Raw genomic sequence first — 22424 nt, 5'->3', positions numbered from 1 at the left:
TATTATCAAAAAAAGAATTTATCTTTCAACTCAATTATTTCGTGCCAGAAGGCAGTGCCAATACTTTATTTAAAGGTTTCGGTTTTCCAAAGTAAGGCATCCCTTTTTTATCAAAAGTAAATTTTTGTAATCGTATATCCCTATCCCATCCTGGAACTTTATCTTTTTTAGAGTGGTAAAGAATATAATTTTCTTTGCCATCCGGTGATGTTGTAAAACAAGCATGACCTACCCCATATACATCCTCGGTACCTTCAAAAATCGGAGACTTTCCCTTAACCCAACTTTCCTGTAACAAAGGATCTCCATCTTTTTTCAATTTCAAATACGCTAATTTATATGTATCAAGCCACGATTGTCCACAAGAGTAGATAATAAACACATCCCCATTATGAATCAAAACCTCCGGCCCTTCATTTAGAGGGAGTTCACCTTGTTCATAATACTTATCTGGAGAACTAATTTTTACTCTACTTGAACTGATTGTCCACGGGTTATCCATACGTGCAATATAGAGATTCTGAGATGTCTTATCTGTCTTTTCATTCTTATCCCAACCAGACCAAACAGCATACAATACTTTATTATAATAAAATACGGTCATATCTATTGCCCATATATTATTTTCCAAATCCGTTGGATTATCTCCTGTAAATATCATACCCTTATCCACATATTCACCCATCGGATCATCCGTCATAGACTCAAGAACACCTGTTCGTTGGTGTATAAATGGAGGTCCACCATATCCTCCCGCATAATAAATATACCATTTATTGTTAAGGTAATGAAGTTCCGGAGCCCAAATACAACTCGAATTCCATTTATTTCCTTCCGGGGCTTTCCATATTTGCTTTGGAGGATTTATCTGATGTAGATTTTTGGACTTGGATATACCTATACCATTATTCATACTACAACAATAATAGTAAAATCCATTTTGTTTTATTATCCAAGGATCTGCCCCCGAAAATATAACAGGATTTTTATAATGACCGGACGTTTTGCATCCGGTCATTATAAAAATATTGATACCTAACAAAATAAGCAGTCTAACCATATTTTTAATATATAGCTACTTTACTCGTATGTGTACTTCTTCCATCTACAGTCTCAACGATATATATACCTTTAGTCAAAGTCGTTGTAAACATATCCACATCATTAGCAGAAGAAACTAATACACCACTCGTATTATAAACATTAATACGAGATAAAATACCTGCAGGACTTTCTACTCGCAGTTCAGACCCAACAGCCACAACCTTTACTTGTTCAGCAACAGATAAAGATTCTATCGATTGGGGTGTTCCTAATGTAAATGTCTGAAATTTAGCAAAAGCTCCTCCCACACGGTTATAATTTATCGCTTGCACACTCCACTCATAAATTCCATCGGGCAATTCATATAATTCCCATCGCTTATTCGTAAATACATTACCTTGTTCCGAGACTTGACGAAAACCGTTATTTTCCCCATCAAAAACAGCTTTTGGATAATACAACCACTTACCAGTAGTTTTATTTCTCAATGCTACATTGTAAGTTTCGGCACCATTTGCTGCATTCCAAGATAGGGTAACCATACGCATCTCTCCTGAACCTTCAACTTCAGCATTTAAATTAGCCGGAACCTCAGGTTTCGAGCCAGATACAGCTGTTGTATTGGTGTAAATACCGCAAATATTCTTATTATATCCATTTGTCCCACAAAATCCCATCATCAAAAGATCCGGTTTTCCATCATTATTCAAATCTGCAATATCATAAGATTGCTCAGATATACCTGGGATTTCATTGCTTACAGTTTCATCTTTAGTAAATGTAAAACTTGCCGGATCATTCGTTTTATATAAGTACGTTGCCTGTCTGGCATCCGTTTCATTCCAACCACCTACAATGATATCCAACTTACCGTCATTATCCCAATCAACGAAACAGTTTCCCCCTCCTACACTGTTTTGACGGAAAGGCTCAAATGTCTGTTTTGCCACCATTGTCCCATTCTCATTTTTATATAACCGAACAATATTATTTGAACTTTCTCCATCTGCACCTCCATCACCATTTAACAACAAATCCAAATATCCGTCTCCGTCGACATCACCCCAAACAGCAGAACCATATCCTTTACGAATAATATTAGGTTGTGGATAAACAACAAATTCTCCAAATCCGTCATTCTTCCATGTTGATGAATAGCGACTACCTCCTACTTCATCCCATCCATTAACAAACAAATCCAAATACCCATCGTTATTAAAATCCATAACCGTTACATCCGGATCCGTAAAATGAGCATCTTTAAATAAATTTTCATTTACATTAAACGACCCATCAGCTTGTTGATAATAAACAAGAATACTGGGTGAACCTTCTGGTTTCGTATTCCCAGAAAAATAATAATCTAATAACCCATCATTATTTAAGTCTGCAAAACCACATGAAATGGTAAGAGCTACCTCCGGAACAGGATATTTATCTACAGGAGCCAATGTAAATACACCATTCCCATCATTTAAAGCAATACCATTAGATGCAGGAATACCATCACCCCCATTCCCATTAAAAATAATATCAAGGTCTCCATCTCCATCTATATCTCCAAATTGGAAACGTGCAAAATGTCCTACATTTAAGAAATCCATCCCGCTCTGAGCTTCATATACCCCATTACCTCTATTGATAAAAACCCCTCCCTTTACAACATTCTCTGTACGACCACTAAAAACTATGTCCAATAGTCCATCATTGTTAATATCTGCAGCGACAATATCTCCAGTCTGAGGATCTAAATCCGAACTAATTTCTGCAAATTGAGCCTGAGCTTTACCCGACAACAGCACAAATGCTGTAGCCATTAAAAATGTAATCTTTTTCATACACATTAAATTTAAAAGTCATAAAAAATTTATATATAAAACATTTAATATAGGATACCAGTAGACTCTATCTAGTATCCTATAAAAGAAAATTCTTACTCAAAATATGGCGCACGCTGCCGAGTAGTACTCGGAACTCCATTAGTAATCGTAGGCCACCCATCTACCCAATGAATTTCATCCATCATCAGTGGCCTGCGTGTTGCTCCCCCAGGTAACAACGGATTTGCAACATCAACAGCATGGTACAAAAAATAATCATGGCCTTTATCATCAGTAATAATTTCTGCATTATGACCTGGACCAACCCATTTTACTCGGCCATCACCTTTAAGGAAAGGTGAACCTTCCTGTCCATCATTAAGAATCGATTTACCATCTTTGGTCAAATAAGGGCCTTTTATGTCATCAGCAACAGCAATAGTTACATGATACTGACTATCTGCCCCATCACAACAAGAACCGCACGAACCAAAGAAATAAAATTTTCCATCTTTTGGATAAATATAACTAGCCTCAAATGCATTTCCTGCAATCTTAAATTTTTCTCCAGTGGTAGATTTTAAATCCTGTGTTAATTCGATTCCATATATACCTTGGAAACTTCCCCAAAACAAATATCTCTTTAAATAACGGCCTACTTTAAGCTCCAAGAAAAAAGGGTCAATACTATTCGCTACTCCTATACTTTGAGAGTCAAACAATTTTCCCTGATCTTGAAATGGACCATAGGGCAAATCTGATACAGCCACCCCTATACCCGGATTAGAATCTCCCCAGGTAGAAAAGCTATAAAACATATAATATTTACCATCATAATCATAATGGATAACACAAGGAGCCCATATACCACCATCATTTTTCCATGTCGGCCTTGTTGTAAATGCATCGGCCGCATATTCCCATTTCACAAGATTTTTAGATCTTAAAATCGGGACGAGCCTATTAATTCCGGTTGACCATTGATTTTCTGTTCCATACGCATAAAACCAGCCATCTGAACCTCGCACAATTGTAGGGTCTGCTAAATCGGGTTCAAAAAGTGGATTCTGGTACAGCGTATCTGCTGACGTAGGAGGCTCATTCCAAACCAATACCTCTTTATCTTCTTTGCAGGAAATAATAAAAGTACCAAGTAAAATAAGTATTCCTGCAGCCATGCTCAATATTATTTTTTTCATATTCTATATTCTTTTAATCAACATGCCATTACTATTATTAATATCCCGGATTTTGAGTCAAACCTTCTACAAGAGGTATTTCTCGATAAGGAATGGGGAATCGATTATGCACTCCTATTTTAAAATTACTGAAATCGTCATCACGACTTTTTAGATAAGCTATTTTTTCGGCAGACTCAAAATAACCCCACCGTTCCAAATCAAGCCATCGCCAAGACTCTCCGCACAATTCCGTCATCCGTTCGTGCATAATCTGTTCACGCATTTTTTCCTTATCATTACCAATACCAGTAAAAACTTTCGAATTTTCCAAATTACATAGCCCTACACGATTGCGAACTTTATTGATATAATCATAAGCCTCAGAAGTACGATTCAACTCATTTAATGCTTCTGCATACAATAGATAAATATCGGCAAGGCGAACCACCCGAAAATTGATTCCAGAATTATAGTCCTCATAAGTTTGTGTATCCCAATTTGTATATTTTCTCCAATATATATTATTCTGATCAAGTCCCCATTGGGTCCATGTTTTTCCATAAAACTTTTCATCAGGAGTAGACGCATCATAAAAGGCAAGTGTAGCTTTCAACCGAGGATCTACTTTCCCATCAGTTGTTTTCTCTTGCTCAAAATCTCCTTTTAATGCGGTCCGAGGTGTAGAATCATCCCAAGAGCAGCCATCTACCGGTAACCCCATAAATTTGGCCCTATTACAGCCAAGTTCATTTCCTGCTTGTATCCCATAAGCATATTGTACTTCAAATAAAGATTCTGAATTATTTTCATTTATAGCTGTAAAATTATCCGTATAATTATCGACCAACTTATAAATCTTCAAGTTAAATATTTCTCGGCACATAGCTTCTGCTTCTGCCCAATTATGCTGTTGCATCAAAACTTTTACCATCATTCCCAAAGCACTACCTTTAGTTGCTCTTCCCAAATCCGAAGAATTACTGTACTTCTCAGGCAAACGGTCTCTCGCATCCTTAAAATCTTTTAGTGCTTGGTTATACAAATCTTCTTGTTCACCAATAACAGGAGCATCTTCTCGAGCATAAGAAGTTAAAGTAATCGGTCCCCGTCCAAAGACTCCAGCCAAATTAAAATACTGCAAGCCTCTCAAAAAATAGGCTTCACCCATAATTCTGTCTCTTAATGTTTCATCCATCTGAATATTAGGTGCATTATCTAATACTTGGTTGGCCCAAAATATTCCTTTATAATTATCAAGCCATGTATAAAATACAGCTTCGGCCGAATCATCATTATAGCTTCCTATCTTAAAATTGGAATAGGCTTGAAAATAAGCATTAGGAGAATGGCTATAACCTTCATCAGAACGAGCAACATACAAAATATGTAACCAACGTGAATACTCACCATTAAATCTCAATGCCCGATAACAGGCATCAATACCTTTTTGAAGTTCTTCCTGTGTCTTCCAATAATCTCCGGTCGTCTGTTCATTAGGATTACTTAATTCCAAAAAACTTTCAGAACACGACGGAAATAACCCAAAACACACAAACACTATAAATAATATTTTGTTTTTCATAATTAATTCTCAAATGAGTTAAACATAGATGTTAAAATGAAACTTGTGCTCCGATAGAAAATGTCCTTACTGGAGGGAAATGCCCATTATCATTTCCTTGTCCAAACACATCTCCTCCTGAAATTTCAGGATCATAACCTGAATAACCCGTAATTGTCCACAAATTTTGAGCACTTACATACAAACGGGCAGAACCAATGAATTTAGTCTTTCTTAACCAACTATCTTTAAATGTATATCCTACTTGCAAATTCTTAATACGGAAATAGTCCCCCCGTTCAATCCATCGGTCTGTATAAGCTAATGTATTATCTGTGGTACCGATTACTGGGCGGGGAGTAGTCGTAGAATGATTTTCCTCTGTCCAAGGTTTCAAATCTTTAGGATAATTACTTGTTTCATCCATTCTTTCCAGCCAATACTTCCCAACATTATATATCTTATTTCCGAACACTCCAGTCATGAACAAAGAAAAGTCAAAGTTCTTATACTCAGCTGAAAATGTAATTCCCATTTCAAATTTAGGCAGAGGACTACCGACATACTGACGGTCATCCTTATCTATTTTTCCATCATTATTTGCATCTATATAGCGTATGTCCCCAGGATGAGCATCTGGTTGGATCAGTTTGGTAACCGTCTGTCCATTTTCTGTAACAGTTGTTGTATGTGCATAGACTTCATCCCAACTCTGAAAAATACCATTGGTTTTAATAACATAAAAATCTCCAACCGAACGCCCTTTTTCTGAACGGTTTACTCCATTCGTTCCCCCTTCTCTGAAACTTTCACCTAACTCCAATACTTCATTTTTAACATGGGAAAGGTTCAATCCAATGTTATATTTAAAAGCTCTTTTTGTCTCACGATATCCTAAATTAATCTCAACACCTGTATTTTTTAATTTTCCATAATTTGACCAAGGTGTTATATCTGTTCCTTCTGTCCACGAAATCGGAAGTTTCACCAATAAATCTTTTGATTTTGAATTAAAATATTCCACACTACCATAAAAGTGCTGATCAAACATAGAAAAATCTACCCCAATATTAAATGTAGCTTTCTGTTCCCAACGCAAATTGGGGTTGGCACGCCCTTTCTGAATAGCTCCAGGATAAAAAGTTTGGTCTGGGCCAAAAATAGCACCCTCTCCTACCGTTATATATGTGGCATAATCATAGTCTCCAATAGCCTGCTGATCTCCGATAACACCATAACTTGTCCTTAATTTAAGATCATCAACGACATTCTTGATAGGAGTAAAAAATTTCTCTTCGCTCATCCTCCAACCTAATGAAAAAGATGGAAAGGTTCCATAACGATAATTTTTCCCAAACCTGGAAGAACCATCGCGACGAATATTGAATTGAAATAAATACTTATCGGCATATGCATAATTTATCCGACCTAAAATAGAAGTCATTGCATAATCAGAGTCGGTACCAGTAACCGATGGTTCGGTTTTTCCGGCACTCAACACCCAATACCCTTCCGTCAGGTTTTTCACACTGGCCTCATGTTGTTTCCACTGAGTCTTCTCTGCCGTATATCCAAGTAATGCTTCTATACTATGTTTCCCAAATTTTTTATTGAAATTCAAAGTATTCTCTGATATTATCGTAGTAAAATCACCTTTACGTTCCAATAACTGATTATCATAATTTGAAACTTCAAGATAACGTATTTGCTTATAGGTTTCCTTCTCCCGGTCAAACCAATTATGGTATTCAACTCCTAAATTTGTCTTTAATTTCAAACATTTGAAAAACTCAAGTTCTGCAAACACATTACCGATAATCCGGTTTGATGTCTGACGATAATCTCGAGTTTCCTGTTGCCCAATAGGATTAGTTCCATAAGTCTGATACTGAGTACTACCAGTACCATATCCTCCAGCCTTCGTATCATCATATACAGGTATTACCGGAGGCATACGCAATAAATCAATAAAAGAAGTTCCTGTCATCGGACGAGTTTCCGTACGAGAAACTAACATATTCTCTCCAAAAGTAAATATGCCTTTTTTATATCCCGTATTCACACGTAAAGAATACCGTTTATGCCAAGGACCTTCAACAACTCCGTCTTGTTTAAAAAAGTTCCCACTCACCAAATAATTGCCATTCATATTACCTCCTGAAAGAGTCAAATTATAATCTTGAGTTGTACCCAATTTAAAAAACTCATCCTGCCAATCAGTATTAGTCAATATTTGGCCCTGCTCAGGTTCTCCCGGCCATTCCATATCAGCATTTTCATATGCTAAACGATTTATTTTCAAGAACTCAAGACTATTCATCATCTCTATTCTTTTAGCGATCTGTTGCACGCCAAAATTAGCCGAAGCCTCAATACGAGTAGGTCCCTCTTTTCCTTTCTTAGTCGTTATTATAATAACCCCATTAGCTCCTCGAGCTCCATACAAAGCAGTTGCAGACGCATCTTTCAATACCTGCATACTTTCTATATCATTCACATTAAATTCTCGTTGAGACCCATTTATAATCATACCATCTATAACATATAATGGTCCCACATTAGAAAAGCTTCCTATACCACGAATACGCACATCTGCTGATGTCCCCGGCTCGCCAGAAGTACTTACCGATACACCGGCAACCTGTCCTTGTAATGCTTGGCCAATATTGGGAGCATTCATCTTTTTCATTTCTTTTACATCAACTACACCAACAGCCCCTGTCAAGTCCTTTTTCCTTTGCGTACCATATCCCACAACTACTACTTCATCAAGAATCTCTACATCTTCCTTTAAAATAAATCGTATAGGCTTACCTGCCTTTGCCCTTATTTCAGCTTTTTGATATCCAATACTACTTATAACCAAAGTGACATTCTCATCATCCGGAACAGACAATGTAAACTTACCGTCAATATCAGTCGTAGCACCAACTGTTGATCCTTTTACCAAAATACTAGCCCCAATTACAGGTTCTCCCTTTTCATCGATAATAGTACCAGATATCACTCCTTTCTGCATAATTTCTGTTTCTACAGCTTTCGCATTAATGCTACCCAGCAATAATAACAAAAGCCATAATACATCTTTGAGAAACAGAGTTCTCAGCCTTGCACCATACATTCTTGCTTTCATGATGATTCAATTATTAATTTAAAGATTTATATACATATTTCATTATATCCTTTACAAAATTCCTCCTTAGTCTCCAATATGGAGAGACAAATTCTCTATGTAACTAAAGTTCCAAAGTTGTATTAGTTTTAACCGTAAGCCTCCAGATTCTCATACTATAATTCTCATCTATTCAAATTTTGATTTCCAGGCTCTACTCCTTCATATGAGGACTCAAATGCAGCTAATAACATTATTAATAAAAAAAACGTCTCATTCATAATTTCAGAGATTTAGATTAACTCTCGCAAAACTATGATAAGCATATAAAAAGAAGTAAAAAAATAATTTCAAATGATGAAACTATCGTCCCATCCCTATTGAAATTTCTCCATTAAGTCTTTTGGTAATACACCAAATTGTTTCTGGAAACATTTCGCAAAATATGAAGGCGAACTAAAACCTACCATATAGCATATTTCATTGATACGATATTTCCCTTCCTGCAATAATTGTGCAGCTTTTTTCAAACGCTCAAGTCTAAGGTAATCATTTGGAGTCATATCTAAAGCACCTTTTATCTTACGATAAAAACTGGAACGACTCATATTTAATGTACCGGCAATATCATCCATACTAAATTCCGGATCACTTAAATTAGCCTCTATAATTTCCTTCAAATTTCTGACAAATTCTTCATCCGGTTGAGATGTAGCCACCGTATTTACTGTAATAAAAGGCGAATTGGCAAAAGCTTCACGCAACTTTTCCCGATTTTTCAATAACCCTGCAACACTCGTAAGTAAATATTCTGTAGAAAACGGTTTCTCTATGTAAGTATCTGCGCCTACTTCTATTCCGGTTATTTTGGATTGCAAATTAGTCTGGGCTGTTAACAATATTACGGGAATATGACTATAATTTATTTTTGACTTTAAATGCTTACACAACTCAAATCCATCCATTTTGGGCATTACAATATCGCTAATAATCAAGTGGATATAATTATTATCCATTATTTCCAAAGCCTCTACCCCATTCGATGCTGTAAGTACTGTATATCTGTCTGATAACTGCCGTGCAATAAAATTCTGCATCTCCAAATTATCTTCAACAACCAATATCGTATAATACCCCGAAACTTTTTCTACACCCCCAAAGTTCTCTCGAATCTCTTCTTTATCATTTGCAACAGGTTCTAAAACATTTATGATATTCTTTTGTTCTTTAGGTAACGAAAGACAAAAACTATTACATCCCGGTTTTGGCTCTAATATTAAAAAACCAGAATGAAGTTCCGCCAAAGAACGAGCTAAAGGCAATCCGATTCCCGTCCCTGCAACAACCTTATCTGTCTCATTTTTATTATATTGCACAAAAGGCTTGAAAATATCTTCAGCTTTTTCGGCAGGAATAAGCATCCCATCATTTTGAATACGTACAGAAAAATACCCAATATTATTTTTACTTTCAAGCAAAAGCCAAACATATATATAAGTATCAGAATATTTCACTGCATTATTAAATAAATTACTGAGAATCTTGGTAAACGCCTCTTTATCCACATCTGCGAAAAAGTCTTTTTCAGGCAAAAAAATTGAAAAGTTCAGCTCTTTCTGTCGAACCATAGAAGAGAACCTGTGATATGTATTACGCAATATCTCCGAAATATTACAACGAGTAAAATTAAGACTAAAGCCCAAAGTTTCCGCTTTACGAAAATCCAATAATTGATTGGTCAAATTAAGGAGACGGTCAGTGTTCTGACTCATGATATCCATATCCTCCTTCAATGTTGATGTTACCTCACCTTTACCTAATATATTATCCAATGGCCCCTTTATTAAAGTAAGAGGTGTTCTGATTTCATGAGCAATATTAGTAAAAAAATCTATCTTAGCATTATAAATTTCGCGTTCCTTTTGTCGCTCAAAATCTTCTATTTGACGAAGTTGTTTGATTTTATTTTGCTTTCTAATAAAATAAATTGCCAGTAAAATGATTACAATAGCAAAAACGACATAAAATATATAAGCCCATATAGAGAGATAAAACGGTGGCAAAATATGAATATATAACATTGTGTATTCATTATGCCACAAACCATCTGCATCTTCTGATTTTATTTTTAATATATAATTTCCATAAACTAAATTAGAATAAGTAATTACTCCACTCGAAGGACGAGGATACCATTCCTCATCAAACCCTTCAAGTTTATAACTGATAATGTATCTATCAGGTGCTTGATACCCTAAAGCAGCAACTCGTAACGAAAATGAATTCTGGTCTGAAGCCAACTCTATACTATCAGAGAGTATAATACTCTTATTCAAAGGAGAATTTTTTTCTCCGACAACAGCTCGTTTATTAAATATAGAAAAATCTGTAATAACAATCGGCGGAATATATTTATTTTCACCAAAATCACGAGGATTAAACGAAATAAAACCTTCTATACTACCTAAATAAATAGTTCCATCTACAGATTTATACCCTGAACGATAGTTAAACTGGTTTACCGGAAGACCATCCGCAACTGTATATATTTTCATATCTTCTGTCTCAGGATTAAATCGAACTAACCCGCCATTTGTAGTTACCCAAAACATGCCGTCATTGTCTTCTATTATTTGATAAACAACATCATTAGGTAAACCTCTATTACTATTGTATGTAGTAAAAGTATCCGTATTCTGATTATATCTGCAAAAACCTCCCCCCTGAGTAGTGAACCATAAGATTGAACGGCTATCCTCGAAGATACTAACAACTTTATTATTAGGAATCTCCCCAGCTTGATTTCCTTTATAGGCATAATTTTTCCACCTCTTCCGAGATATCTCATATTTATATATTCCATTTGCATAGGTAGCCAGCCATATATTACCATGAGAATCTTCTTTAATATCATAAATAAATTTTCCCTCTAATTCTGGAATTCGTGTAAAATCATCAGTTTCTCTATTATAAAAATGTAAACCGAACAATGTTCCTATCCAAATATTGCCTGATACTGTTCTGCAAATCGCAAAAACACTATTCTCATTTAAGGTATTTTTCTTATCTCCTTTATAATAAGAGCGGACAATTTTATTAGTTCGAGTATCAATTACTTTCAAGCCTTTTGCAAAAGTTCCAACCCATAACATATCTCCATCCATACACAATGCATGTACATTACGAAAAGACTTACTTGGACCAAAAAAACAAAATTGACTTGTTTTCGGATCGAAACGATTCAAACCACCATCCTCTGTTCCAATCCATATTATACCCTTATTATCTTTACAAAATTCCCTTATCCGCATTCCATGAAGGCTATTGGAATCATGACTAGGATAATATTTTTTAAAATAACTATATTGCTGAGTCAGATAATTAACTCCTCCAAAATACGTACCAATCCAGACTCCTCCTTCTTTATCTTTACATAAACAATACACCGCATTATCAGAAAGAGAATAACGATCTCCCAATATATTATAATGATGACTATACTTATGCTGCCTAAGATTATAAATATAAACTCCAGACTCGGTTCCGATCCATAATTCATTATTAGAAAAAGGCAATATATCTCTTACAAATAGCTCTTCCCCTTTCTCATCTGTTTGTATAAGACTTTTTAATTGTTCTGAAGATAAATTTATTTCATATATACCTTTTGCCGTACCTACATATAAACAGTTATAAGCACCTTCAATGATTTTATTCACTATTCCTCCTTCAAAAGGTTCTTTTCCATTCGTCAAAAATGGACGTAAAGTTTTCAAATTATCTTTAGAATAACTTAAACCATCCTTAAAAAAACCTATCCATATAGTTCCATTATTATCAATAAAAAAAGATTGTATATTTGCTCTTCCTCCATTCAATTGAGTTAAAGTATATCTTATCAAACATTTTTTATTCAAATCAAAATAAAATAAGCCTTGTTCATCAACGGCTATCCATACCCCTCCCTTCTGATCACCATAAATCACCGTAATAGATTTGTCAATGACCGTGCCGTCTGCAGTCCTATATTCAAAAGCTGTGAACGATTCTTTTTGAGGATTATATAAATATAAGCCCGCATCCGTACCCACCCATATAATATGGTCTCTGTCTTCAAATAAAACATTTATAAAATTGCTTTTTAATCCATTTTTATCTCCTATTTTCTGTTTGAATACACGAAAATCAAGCCCATCATAACGATTTACACCATCTTTGGTCCCAAACCACATAAATCCAAAATGATCTTGTATAACAGTATTTACAGTATTCTGGGACAAACCTTTATGAATATCCAAAGTTTCAAAATAATATCTTCTATCTTGTGCCCCAACCTGTAAAAATCCTACAATGCACAATATATGTAATAATATATATTGTTTTAATTTTATAAGCATATACAATGAATACTTTTTATTCAAAATAAAGAATCTCATACGTTACAAAAATAATAAAAATCTACTTTAAAAATAAAATAGACCAACAATGGTTTTTCACTCTTATCATTAATAATATTTGATTATATTTCATATTTATTTTATTTCAAATAATTGCTATATATATAATATAGTTTTTCTTTGTATAAAAAATGATAATCTAATTTGTAAACACAATATCACACATGAAACTCATCAAATTAACTACTGCTATTTTTGTTTGTATACAACTAAGTACCTATACATCAACAGGAAAAGAAAATAAAATCCTTTATAAGGATTCCAAAGCTCCTATTGAAGCTCGTATCAATGATCTATTGAATCGTATGACATTAAGAGAAAAAATACTTCAACTCAATCAATATATCGTCGGTAAAAATACAAATGAAAATAACATCGGAGAAGTTTTAAATTCATATCCTAAAGAATCCGGCTCTTACATTTATTTCTCTGATAATGCTACTTTACGTAACCAAATACAAAAACAAGCTGTTGAAGAAACTCGATTGGGCATACCTGCCCTTTTTGGATATGATGTCATTCACGGCTTCCGAACAATTTACCCCATATCCTTGGGACAAGCTTGTTCATGGAATCCTGATTTAGTAAAAAAAGCATGCGCTATGGCTGCACAAGAAACTCGAATGTCCGGAACAGAGTGGACATTTTCTCCCATGATAGATGTTGCACACGATGGACGTTGGGGTAGAGTATCTGAAGGTTACGGTGAAGACCCGTATACAAATGCAGTTTTTGGAGTTGCATCTGTTTTGGGGTATCAAGGCAATGACTTGTCAAGCTCCAAACAAGTCGCAGCCTGTCTGAAGCATTATGTGGGATATGGAGCATCGGAAGGAGGTCGAGACTATCGAGCTACTGACATTTCCAATCAAACTCTATGGAGCATTTATATGCCTCCTTACGAAGCTTGTATAAAAGCAGGGGCAGCAACCGTCATGAGTGCATTCAACGATATAAACGGAACTCCAGCAACGGCAAATTATTACACATTGACCGAGATATTAAAAAAGCGGTGGAAACATGACGGTTTCGTTGTATCTGATTGGAATGCTGTAGAGCAACTGATAAATCAGGGAGTAGCTGTTAACCGAAAAGAAGCAGCATTAAAGGCTTTTTCCGCTGGGACAGAAATGAACATGACTGATAACTGCTATGCAGAACACATGGAAGAATTAGTAAATGAAGGAAAAATAAAAATATCTCAAATTGATGAAGCTGTCGGTCGTATATTAAGAATTAAATTCCGTCTAGGACTATTCGAAAAACCTTATACACCTGAATATCCTGAAACTCAAAGAGTACTTTTACCCGAAAATCGAAAATTAGCAGAAAAACTAGCTGAAGAAAGCATGGTATTGCTAAAAAATACAAATCAGATCTTACCCCTTAATCAAAAAAATATAGCCATTATCGGTCCTATGGTAAAAGACAAAGATAATATAATCGGGTCATGGACAGCACATGGGCGTACAAAAGATGTAGAAACTCTTTGGGATGGCTTAGAAAAAGAATTCACAGGAAAAGCAACTCTTTCTTACGCAAAAGGATGTGAATTTGAAGGAAACGATAACTCTAAATTTAACGAAGCAATAGAAATCGCAAAACAATCAGATATCATTATTCTATGTCTGGGAGAAAAAAGAGGTTGGAGTGGAGAAAACGGTTCAAGATCGACTCTTGCATTACCGATTATTCAAGAAAAGTTAGCAGAAGCTTTATACAAAACAGGAAAGCCAATAATACTCGTCCTCTCAAGTGGTCGTCCTATAGAACTTTGCCGTTTAGAACCTATGTGTGATGCCATCATTGAAATCTGGCAACCGGGAATTTGTGGAGGGACACCCCTTGCCGGAATATTATCTGGCCGTATAAATCCTTCTGGGAAATTAGCAATAACCTTTCCCTATTCTACCGGACAAATTCCTATATACTACAACATGAGACAAAGTGCTCGACCTTTTGACAAACAAGGCGATTATCAAGACATACCAACAACTCCTTTGTATGAGTTTGCTCATGGATTAAGTTATACCAACTATGAGTATGGAGAACTAAAAGCTTCAACTACACATATCAAAAAAAATGAAACAGTAAATATCTCAATTCCTATTACTAATATTGGGAATCGAGACGGAAAAGAAACTGTACACTGGTTTATATCTGACCCTGTATGTTCTATTTCCAGGCCAATAAAAGAATTGAAACATTTCGAGAAACACCTCATTAAAAAGGGTGAAACTATAACTTATACATTTACCATAAATCCAATAAGAGACCTCTCATATGTTGACTCTGATGGTAAACCTTTTTTAGAATCAGGAATATATTACATCTCAGTAAAAGATAAGAAAATCGCTATTGAAGTTGTCGAATAATCAAAAACAAGATAAAAAAGAACCCTGTAGTAACAACGATTACTACAGGGTTACATATAAAATCTAAATACAAAATGTCTATAAACAAAAAAAGGTTGTCTCACGACAACCAATCTTCATTAACCTTAAATCTAATACCATGAAAAACACAGTGCAAATATAAGTACAAATTCTAACTTGTCAATAGGTTTAGTAATAAAAAAATTATATATTAACTCATTTTAATATCTATATTCATACTACACCAATATTGGAACATTCTTTAAATGAATCTACTTTCCAATAAACAAATATTAAAATTTCATTTAATAACCTAAATATCAGCAAATAAAAAAATGCTCCATCATTTCTATGCACATACGACTATTATGATAGGGGCATTTCCAAAATCCAGCTTTATCATCCATACGATTTACTGTGTTATCGGCATATATACTCCAATACCACTCTCCTGTTGCTGCATCTATCAATCGTTGCTGCACATAATTCCACACATCACAAGCCCTTTCTTTAAATAAAATATTCTCCGAATTTTTATATGCATACATAAAACCTACTATCGATTCTGCCTGTACCCACCAATGCCGGTCCTTATCTTTTCGTCCAAATTCAGATTCATAAATCATACTACCATCAGGTTCCAAACCTTCCAATGCAGCCATAGCTATTTCTATCGATACCGGCATAACATTCTTTATCATCTGAGAATCACCTAAAACCAGAGCTGCTTCATACAGAAGCCATGACGCTTCTATATCATGCCCAAACGATATTGTAGACGATTTTTTATTCCATCTTTCATCGAAAAAAAGCTCCAAATGTCTGGTTTCAGCATTTAAAATATGATTCAAAAATATCGTTATCAGTTCCTGTTGTGCCACTCTAAGACGCTCGTCCGGCCATACTCGAAGAAGATTGGTATATGGCTCCAATATATGTAAATGGGTATTCATAGACTTCTTTTCATTAGCATCTTTATCACTTAGTCTCATATCATCTATCGGCTTCCAATCATCCGTAAATGCCTCAAAATATCCTCCATATTGCTTATCCTTATGTTCTTCTATAAGTTCAAACAATTGTCTTGCCCTTTCCAAAGCCATAATATCTTTCGTTGCCCGATAATACTCAGTAAAACCATACAGGGCAAATCCTTGTGCATAAGTCTGTTTCTTCCGATTCACAGGATTTCCCTTACAATCGAGCTCCCAATACACCCCGCCATATACCGGGTCAATAAAATATTTACAAATATAATTATAGGCTCTTTCTGCCATTTCAAGATAAACCGGAGTTTTCAATAATCGATAAGCAGCTGAGAATGTCCAAAGAAGCCGAGCATTCAGCACTGCTCCCTTTGAGGCATCTTTTATCAATCGGTTATGTCCGTCCATCCGACCATAAAACCCTCCATTCTCATCATCTACCATAAAACTAATCCAAAAGGGTAATATATGGGCTGTCAATTCTTTTTTAAATCCTTCCATATCAAACTTGTCTCTTTTCATTTAAATCTTTGGTTATCTCTTTTACTTTTTTCTCGGTTAAAGGATAAAACATTATAAATAGGACTGAAAATATAGCTCCTACAGCAGGCAGTATACTTAACATCATACGAATACCTCCCTGAGCTTCATTTGATTGCGCAACATTCGCCTGAAATCCAAAAAAACTTAAAAGCCATCCTGTCAAAGCTCCACCTATAGACCATCCAAACTTCTGTGACATCGATGATGATGAAAATATAAGACCTGTCGCCCGACGTCCAGTTTTCCATTCAGAAAAATCAGCAATATCTGCATACATAGACCAAAGTAAAGGAAATATACTCCCTGCACAAGCACTAATAAGCACTTGTAACAATAATATTCCTATAATATTGTCTTTTCCGAGAAAATAGAATACAATACTTAAAACCGTAGCAATAAACATCGCAGACAAATAAGTATTCCTTTTACCTATACGAGTCGAAATCGGCGTTACCAACAAGATTCCTAAAATATTAGCACCCTGACCTAAAACAAGATAAATCGTAGTTATAGACAATGCCGACCCGACAAATCCCAATTGTAAACCGTCTGGAACGACAGCATAATATTTAAAATAATAAACGGCAGCTCCGTCACGAATAGAGTTAAATATTAATGCCGAAATACCCGCACCTAACAATATCCACCACGGTTTATTCCGGAAAAGGTCAACAATATCTTCTTTTAAAGAATTCCCCTCATCTTTAATAGGCCGTATTCTCTCTTTGGTCCAGCAAAATGTTCCCATAAAAAAGAGCACGGCAACAACAGCAAAAGTAGCAGCAGCCATCGACCAACCAATTTGTAAATTGGTCATACTACTGTATAAATTTACCAATGGCTCTATAAGCAACAGCGCAAGCATACTTCCTAAAAACGCAAAAATCATGCGATAAGATGAAAGAGCCGTTCTCTCCTCAGGCTCAGCAGACATAACCCCCAATAAAGATGCGTATGGTACATTAATCAAAGAATATACCATCATCATTAATGAATAAGTGACATAAGCATAAATGATTTTACCTGTAACAGAAAAGTCCGGAGTAGTAAAAGTCAACACTCCCATAACACTAAATGGTATGGCTATCCAAAGCAAATAAGGTCGGAATTTTCCCCAACGGCTTTCGGTCCTGTCAGCAATAACACCTACAACCGGGTCGAAAAGAGAATCCCAAACCCGAGTAATTAAAAACATTGTTCCCACTATAGCTGCATCTATACCAAACACATCAGTATAAAAAAATAATAAATACATACCAAACAACTTCCAGAACATAGAAGAAGCTGCATCTCCAAGACCATACCCGACTTTTTCTTTCAGAGTTACTTTATCTGTCCTCATAATATTTTTTATAATTATACGAAAATATTTTATAATAACATTTTTACGTATTTACAAAAGTATCAATGCAATATTCATATTACAAATATTATTTTATCTAAACATAATACTTTTTAAACTCAATAAAACAAATGGAATTATTTTATACATAACAAAAAAATTAATAATCAATAATATATTAGCTATATCCACTCAAATACAGGGATATACTTTATTAACCAGAACGTATAATAGTAAAAAAGCGAACCGAAATAAATTCCGACCCGCTTCACACTATACCAATAATATACACAATCTTTCTATGCCATACGATTTTTATAATCTTCATAACCAAACTCCCGCCAAAGTTTCAATTGACCATCTACTGTCCATAATGCCAACGATGGATGGGGAATGCCATTAAACATATTTGTTTTTACGATAGTATAATGTATCATATCTTCAAATACAATACGTTCTCCAATCTGAAGCTCATGGTCAAAAGTCCAATTTCCCATATAATCTCCACTTAGACAAGAATTTCCTCCCAGCCGATAAGTATATTTCCCCGGCATATCAATCATAGCCCCTCTCACAACAGGCTTATAAGGCATTTCAAGACAATCGGGCATATGACATGTAAAAGAAACATCAAGAATAGCGGTTTTTATTCCATGATTTTCCACGATATCAACAACCGAAGATACCAGTACTCCCGTTTGCCAAACAAAAGCGCTTCCGGGTTCCATAATAATCTCTAAATTCGGGTACTTTGATTTAAATCCTTGCAATAATCCAATCAAGTGGTTTATATCATAGTCTTTCCGAGTCATCAAATGTCCTCCTCCCATATTTAGCCATTTCAAATCGGGCAAAAATCTTCCAAAGCGTTCCTCCACCTGAGATAACGTATTCTCTAAGTCATAAGACGAAGATTCACAAAGTGTATGGAAATGTAACCCTTCGATTCCATCCGGTAATGTATCGCCCAATAAATCAGAAACGACACCTAAACGAGAACCCGGAGCACATGGATTATATAACTCCGTTTCTACATCTGAATACTCCGGATTAATGCGTAAACCACATGAAATGGCATGTCCTGCAGTTTTTGTCAAAGGATAAAAACGTTCGAACTGAGACAGTGAATTAAAAGTGATATGGCTACTACAATGCATAATCTCAGGAAAATCTGCTTCCGTATAAGCAGGAGAATAGGTATGTGCACGACTGCCCATTTCCTCCAAAGCTAAACGGGCTTCAAACTTTGAACTGGCTGTAGAATATGGGATATACTCCCGAACAATAGGAAAAGCCTTCCAAAGAGCAAAAGCCTTAAATGCCAATATAATATTCACTCCTGTACATTCTTTCACGGAACGTATCAAAGTCAAATTCTGTCTCAAAAGTTTTTCATCAAGAACATAACAAGGCGACGGTATCTTATCTATATTCATATAATCAATTTATATTATTTAATAATGGTAAACTTAGCAAACTTAAGCAAAAGCTGCTTTTTACCAACCTGTTCAAACTCTACTCCAATTTTTCGATTATCCCCTTCTCCTGATATTTCTGTCACAATCCCCGATCCAAATCTATCATGTCGAATCCGAGCTCCAACGTCCAATCCTGTAATAGAAACCGACCCTCCGGATACAGACGAAGTATTCACAGCATCTAACCGTTTCAAACGAGGAGAATATGATTTAAGAGGCAAATCTTGTTTCTTAGAAGGTAAAACCGGCTCTTCCCGTTTAAAAAAAGATGAACGAGAAGAACTATACATGCCCAATGAACGAGAAGAAAAGCTATAAATACTATCTTCAACATTTTGTTTGGACTTCAATTCTGAAGGCATATTCAAATATGTCGGATCAATATCCTTTAAGAACCTACTAGGGGGCATTGCCGTAGGTTGTCCATTACGATAACGGGTAGCCGCATACGAAAGGGCACAATTCTCCTCTGCTCGAGTAATTGCTACATATAACAGCCTCCGTTCTTCTTCCAGTTCTCGCTCACTATTTTTGCTCAGTGCTGCCGGAAACAAATCTTCTTCTAATCCTACTACAAAAACATTCTTGAACTCCAGTCCTTTCGATGCATGAATCGTCATCATCGTAACCTTATCACTATCACCATCCTCTTTCTCATCCTGATCGGTAGCCAACGATATCTCAGCCAAAAAGTCTGTCAAAGCAATTTCTTCTACCCCTTCTTCTTGTCTCAAAGAACAAAACTCTTGAATACCATTCATCAATTCTTGAAGGTTTTCCTGACGGCTCAAATTTTCAGGAGAACGATCGGCATATATTTCTGTAAAAATCCCCGAACGTCGAATAATAAGTTCTGCGATGTCCATAGCATTCATCTTATTATTTGCATCGATAAACTCTTCAATAAGTTCCTTAAATTTTTGAATTCTATTCAATGTACCATTATTTACCGGTAAAGCATACTCTAATGGCGTAGCAATAACTTGCCACAGGCTAACATCATTATGTATACCACATTCGATAATCTTACCAAGAGTTGTATCCCCAATACCTCGTGCAGGATAATTTATCACCCTTTTTATAGCCTCCTCATCATGAGGATTAATTGCCAAACGAAAATAAGCAATTACATCTTTTATTTCTTTTCTCTGATAAAAGGATAAACCTCCGTATATACGATAAGGTATATTCTTCTTGCGTAATGCCTCTTCAAAAATACGTGATTGGGCATTTGTGCGGTACAATATCACAAAATCATTATATGCATATTTTGATAATCTTTTCATTTCCGACACACGGTTGGCAACCATATATCCCTCTTCAAAATCGGAATAAGCACTCAACACATCTATTTTATTTCCTACCGCGTTCTCCGAATATACTTGCTTACGTATCTGTTCTTTATTCTTATCAATCAAACTATTTGCTGCCCTGACAATGTTCTGAGTAGAACGATAATTTCGTTCCAACTTAAAAGTCTTGCATCCCGGATAATCACTTTTAAGATTCAATATATTACTTATATTCGCTCCCCTAAAAGAGTATATACTCTGAGCATCATCTCCTACAACACAAATATGATTATGGCCTTTCGACAGCTGATGTATAATAAGATGCTGGGCAAAATTAGTATCCTGATACTCATCTACCAGTATAAAACGAAATATCTGACGGTATCGTTCTAATACATCCGGATGATCACGAAACAATATATTTGTATACAACAGCAAATCATCAAAATCCATAGCTCCTGCTTTCTGGCAGCGATTCCAATAAGTCTGATAAATATCCTTTATCAAAGGCCTCTTTGCACGCTCATCAGATTCCACTAAATCTTTATTCTCCCGATAAGCTTGCGGAGTAATAAGAGCATTCTTTGCATTCGATATGATTGCTTGTACCGACGCGGGCTTATATATCTTATCGTCCAAATCCTTTTCTTTTATAATACTTTTCAACAAGCTTCTCGAGTCAGAAGTATCATAAATCGTAAAATCTGAAGTAAATCCCAAACGGTCGGCATTTACTCGTAATATCCTCGAAAAAATAGAATGAAAAGTCCCCATCCACAGCCGGGCAGCAGTCGGGCCTCCCACAATAGACGCAATCCGTTCTTTCATCTCCCTTGCAGCTTTATTGGTAAAAGTCAATGCCAATATATTATATGGAGCATAACCCGACTCGAGCAAAAAAGCAATCTTATATGTAAGTACACGAGTTTTACCTGATCCCGCTCCAGCAATCACTAGTGACGGTCCCTCATTATATAGCACAGCCTGCTGCTGGCTTTCATTCAAGTCCTGCAAAAATTCTTCCACTGCTCTTTTTCTTTTACTACAAAAGTACATAAAAAAGTAGAACCGGAAAATATGAAAAAATTGATTTAGGAAATAATGTGTTCAACTCATTTTAAATTCTCCATAAATTGAAAAACATAAAAATATTCTATTTTTTCATAGAAATCTATTTTATTTTTATCATTCTCGGATCATTAAATTACAAAAAATTTATATCTTTCTGAACAA

At 35.4% G+C, this 22424-nt stretch carries 11 protein-coding genes; 1 reads left to right on the top strand and 10 read right to left on the bottom strand.

Annotated elements, in window-relative coordinates:
• Nucleotides 1-34: 34 nt before the first annotated feature.
• The 6 genes from BN2628_RS13750 to BN2628_RS13725 all read right to left on the bottom strand — a co-directional run bounded on the left by BN2628_RS13750 (nt 35) and on the right by BN2628_RS13725 (nt 13115).
• On the bottom strand, nt 35-1060 hold the full coding sequence (locus BN2628_RS13750; RefSeq protein ID WP_055097731.1) for a glycoside hydrolase family 43 protein: 1026 nt from the start codon (nt 1058-1060) through the stop codon (nt 35-37).
• 4 nt (nt 1061-1064) lie between these two features.
• Nucleotides 1065-2882 (bottom strand): T9SS type A sorting domain-containing protein, encoded by a 1818-nt coding sequence (locus tag BN2628_RS13745; protein ID WP_055097728.1) that lies wholly within the window; start codon nt 2880-2882, stop codon nt 1065-1067.
• Between the two features lie 95 nt (nt 2883-2977).
• The gene (locus BN2628_RS13740; RefSeq protein ID WP_055097726.1) at nt 2978-4063 is read right to left on the bottom strand and encodes a family 43 glycosylhydrolase; all 1086 of its coding nucleotides are present in this window, start codon (nt 4061-4063) and stop codon (nt 2978-2980) included.
• A gap of 37 nt (nt 4064-4100) precedes the next feature.
• Entirely contained in the window at nt 4101-5627 is a 1527-nt protein-coding gene (locus BN2628_RS13735; RefSeq protein ID WP_055097724.1) for a RagB/SusD family nutrient uptake outer membrane protein, read from the bottom strand.
• Nucleotides 5628-5658: 31 nt separating this feature from the next.
• On the bottom strand, nt 5659-8739 hold the full coding sequence (locus tag BN2628_RS13730; protein WP_021931801.1) for a SusC/RagA family TonB-linked outer membrane protein: 3081 nt from the start codon (nt 8737-8739) through the stop codon (nt 5659-5661).
• A gap of 356 nt (nt 8740-9095) precedes the next feature.
• On the bottom strand, nt 9096-13115 hold the full coding sequence (locus tag BN2628_RS13725) for a hybrid sensor histidine kinase/response regulator transcription factor (RefSeq protein WP_055100425.1): 4020 nt from the start codon (nt 13113-13115) through the stop codon (nt 9096-9098).
• A gap of 224 nt (nt 13116-13339) precedes the next feature.
• Here BN2628_RS13725 and BN2628_RS13720 point away from each other — a divergent pair, with 224 nt between their 5' ends.
• Entirely contained in the window at nt 13340-15550 is a 2211-nt protein-coding gene (locus tag BN2628_RS13720; RefSeq protein ID WP_055097722.1) for a glycoside hydrolase family 3 N-terminal domain-containing protein, read from the top strand.
• Between the two features lie 320 nt (nt 15551-15870).
• Here the strand turns inward: BN2628_RS13720 and BN2628_RS13715 are convergent, their stop codons facing one another.
• The 4 genes from BN2628_RS13715 to BN2628_RS13700 all read right to left on the bottom strand — a co-directional run bounded on the left by BN2628_RS13715 (nt 15871) and on the right by BN2628_RS13700 (nt 22247).
• Nucleotides 15871-17058: an AGE family epimerase/isomerase gene (locus BN2628_RS13715; protein ID WP_021931805.1), complete on the bottom strand. Its 1188-nt coding sequence runs from the start codon at nt 17056-17058 to the stop codon at nt 15871-15873.
• On the bottom strand, nt 17039-18421 hold the full coding sequence (locus BN2628_RS13710; RefSeq protein WP_055097720.1) for an MFS transporter: 1383 nt from the start codon (nt 18419-18421) through the stop codon (nt 17039-17041). The genes BN2628_RS13715 and BN2628_RS13710 overlap by 20 nt, the downstream gene beginning before the upstream one ends.
• Before the next feature lie 299 nt (nt 18422-18720).
• Entirely contained in the window at nt 18721-19857 is a 1137-nt protein-coding gene (gene nspC / locus BN2628_RS13705; RefSeq protein ID WP_021931807.1) for a carboxynorspermidine decarboxylase, read from the bottom strand.
• 14 nt (nt 19858-19871) lie between these two features.
• A complete protein-coding gene (locus BN2628_RS13700; RefSeq protein WP_411267748.1) occupies nt 19872-22247 on the bottom strand; it encodes an ATP-dependent helicase in 2376 nt (791 codons plus the stop codon).
• Nucleotides 22248-22424: the final 177 nt, after the last annotated feature.

This window comes from Gabonia massiliensis (genome assembly GCF_001403595.1).
Lineage (GTDB): Bacteria > Bacteroidota > Bacteroidia > Bacteroidales > Coprobacteraceae > Coprobacter > Coprobacter secundus.
Note: the sequence above shows the minus strand (reverse complement) of the source record. Positions and strands in the feature narration are given on the sequence as shown.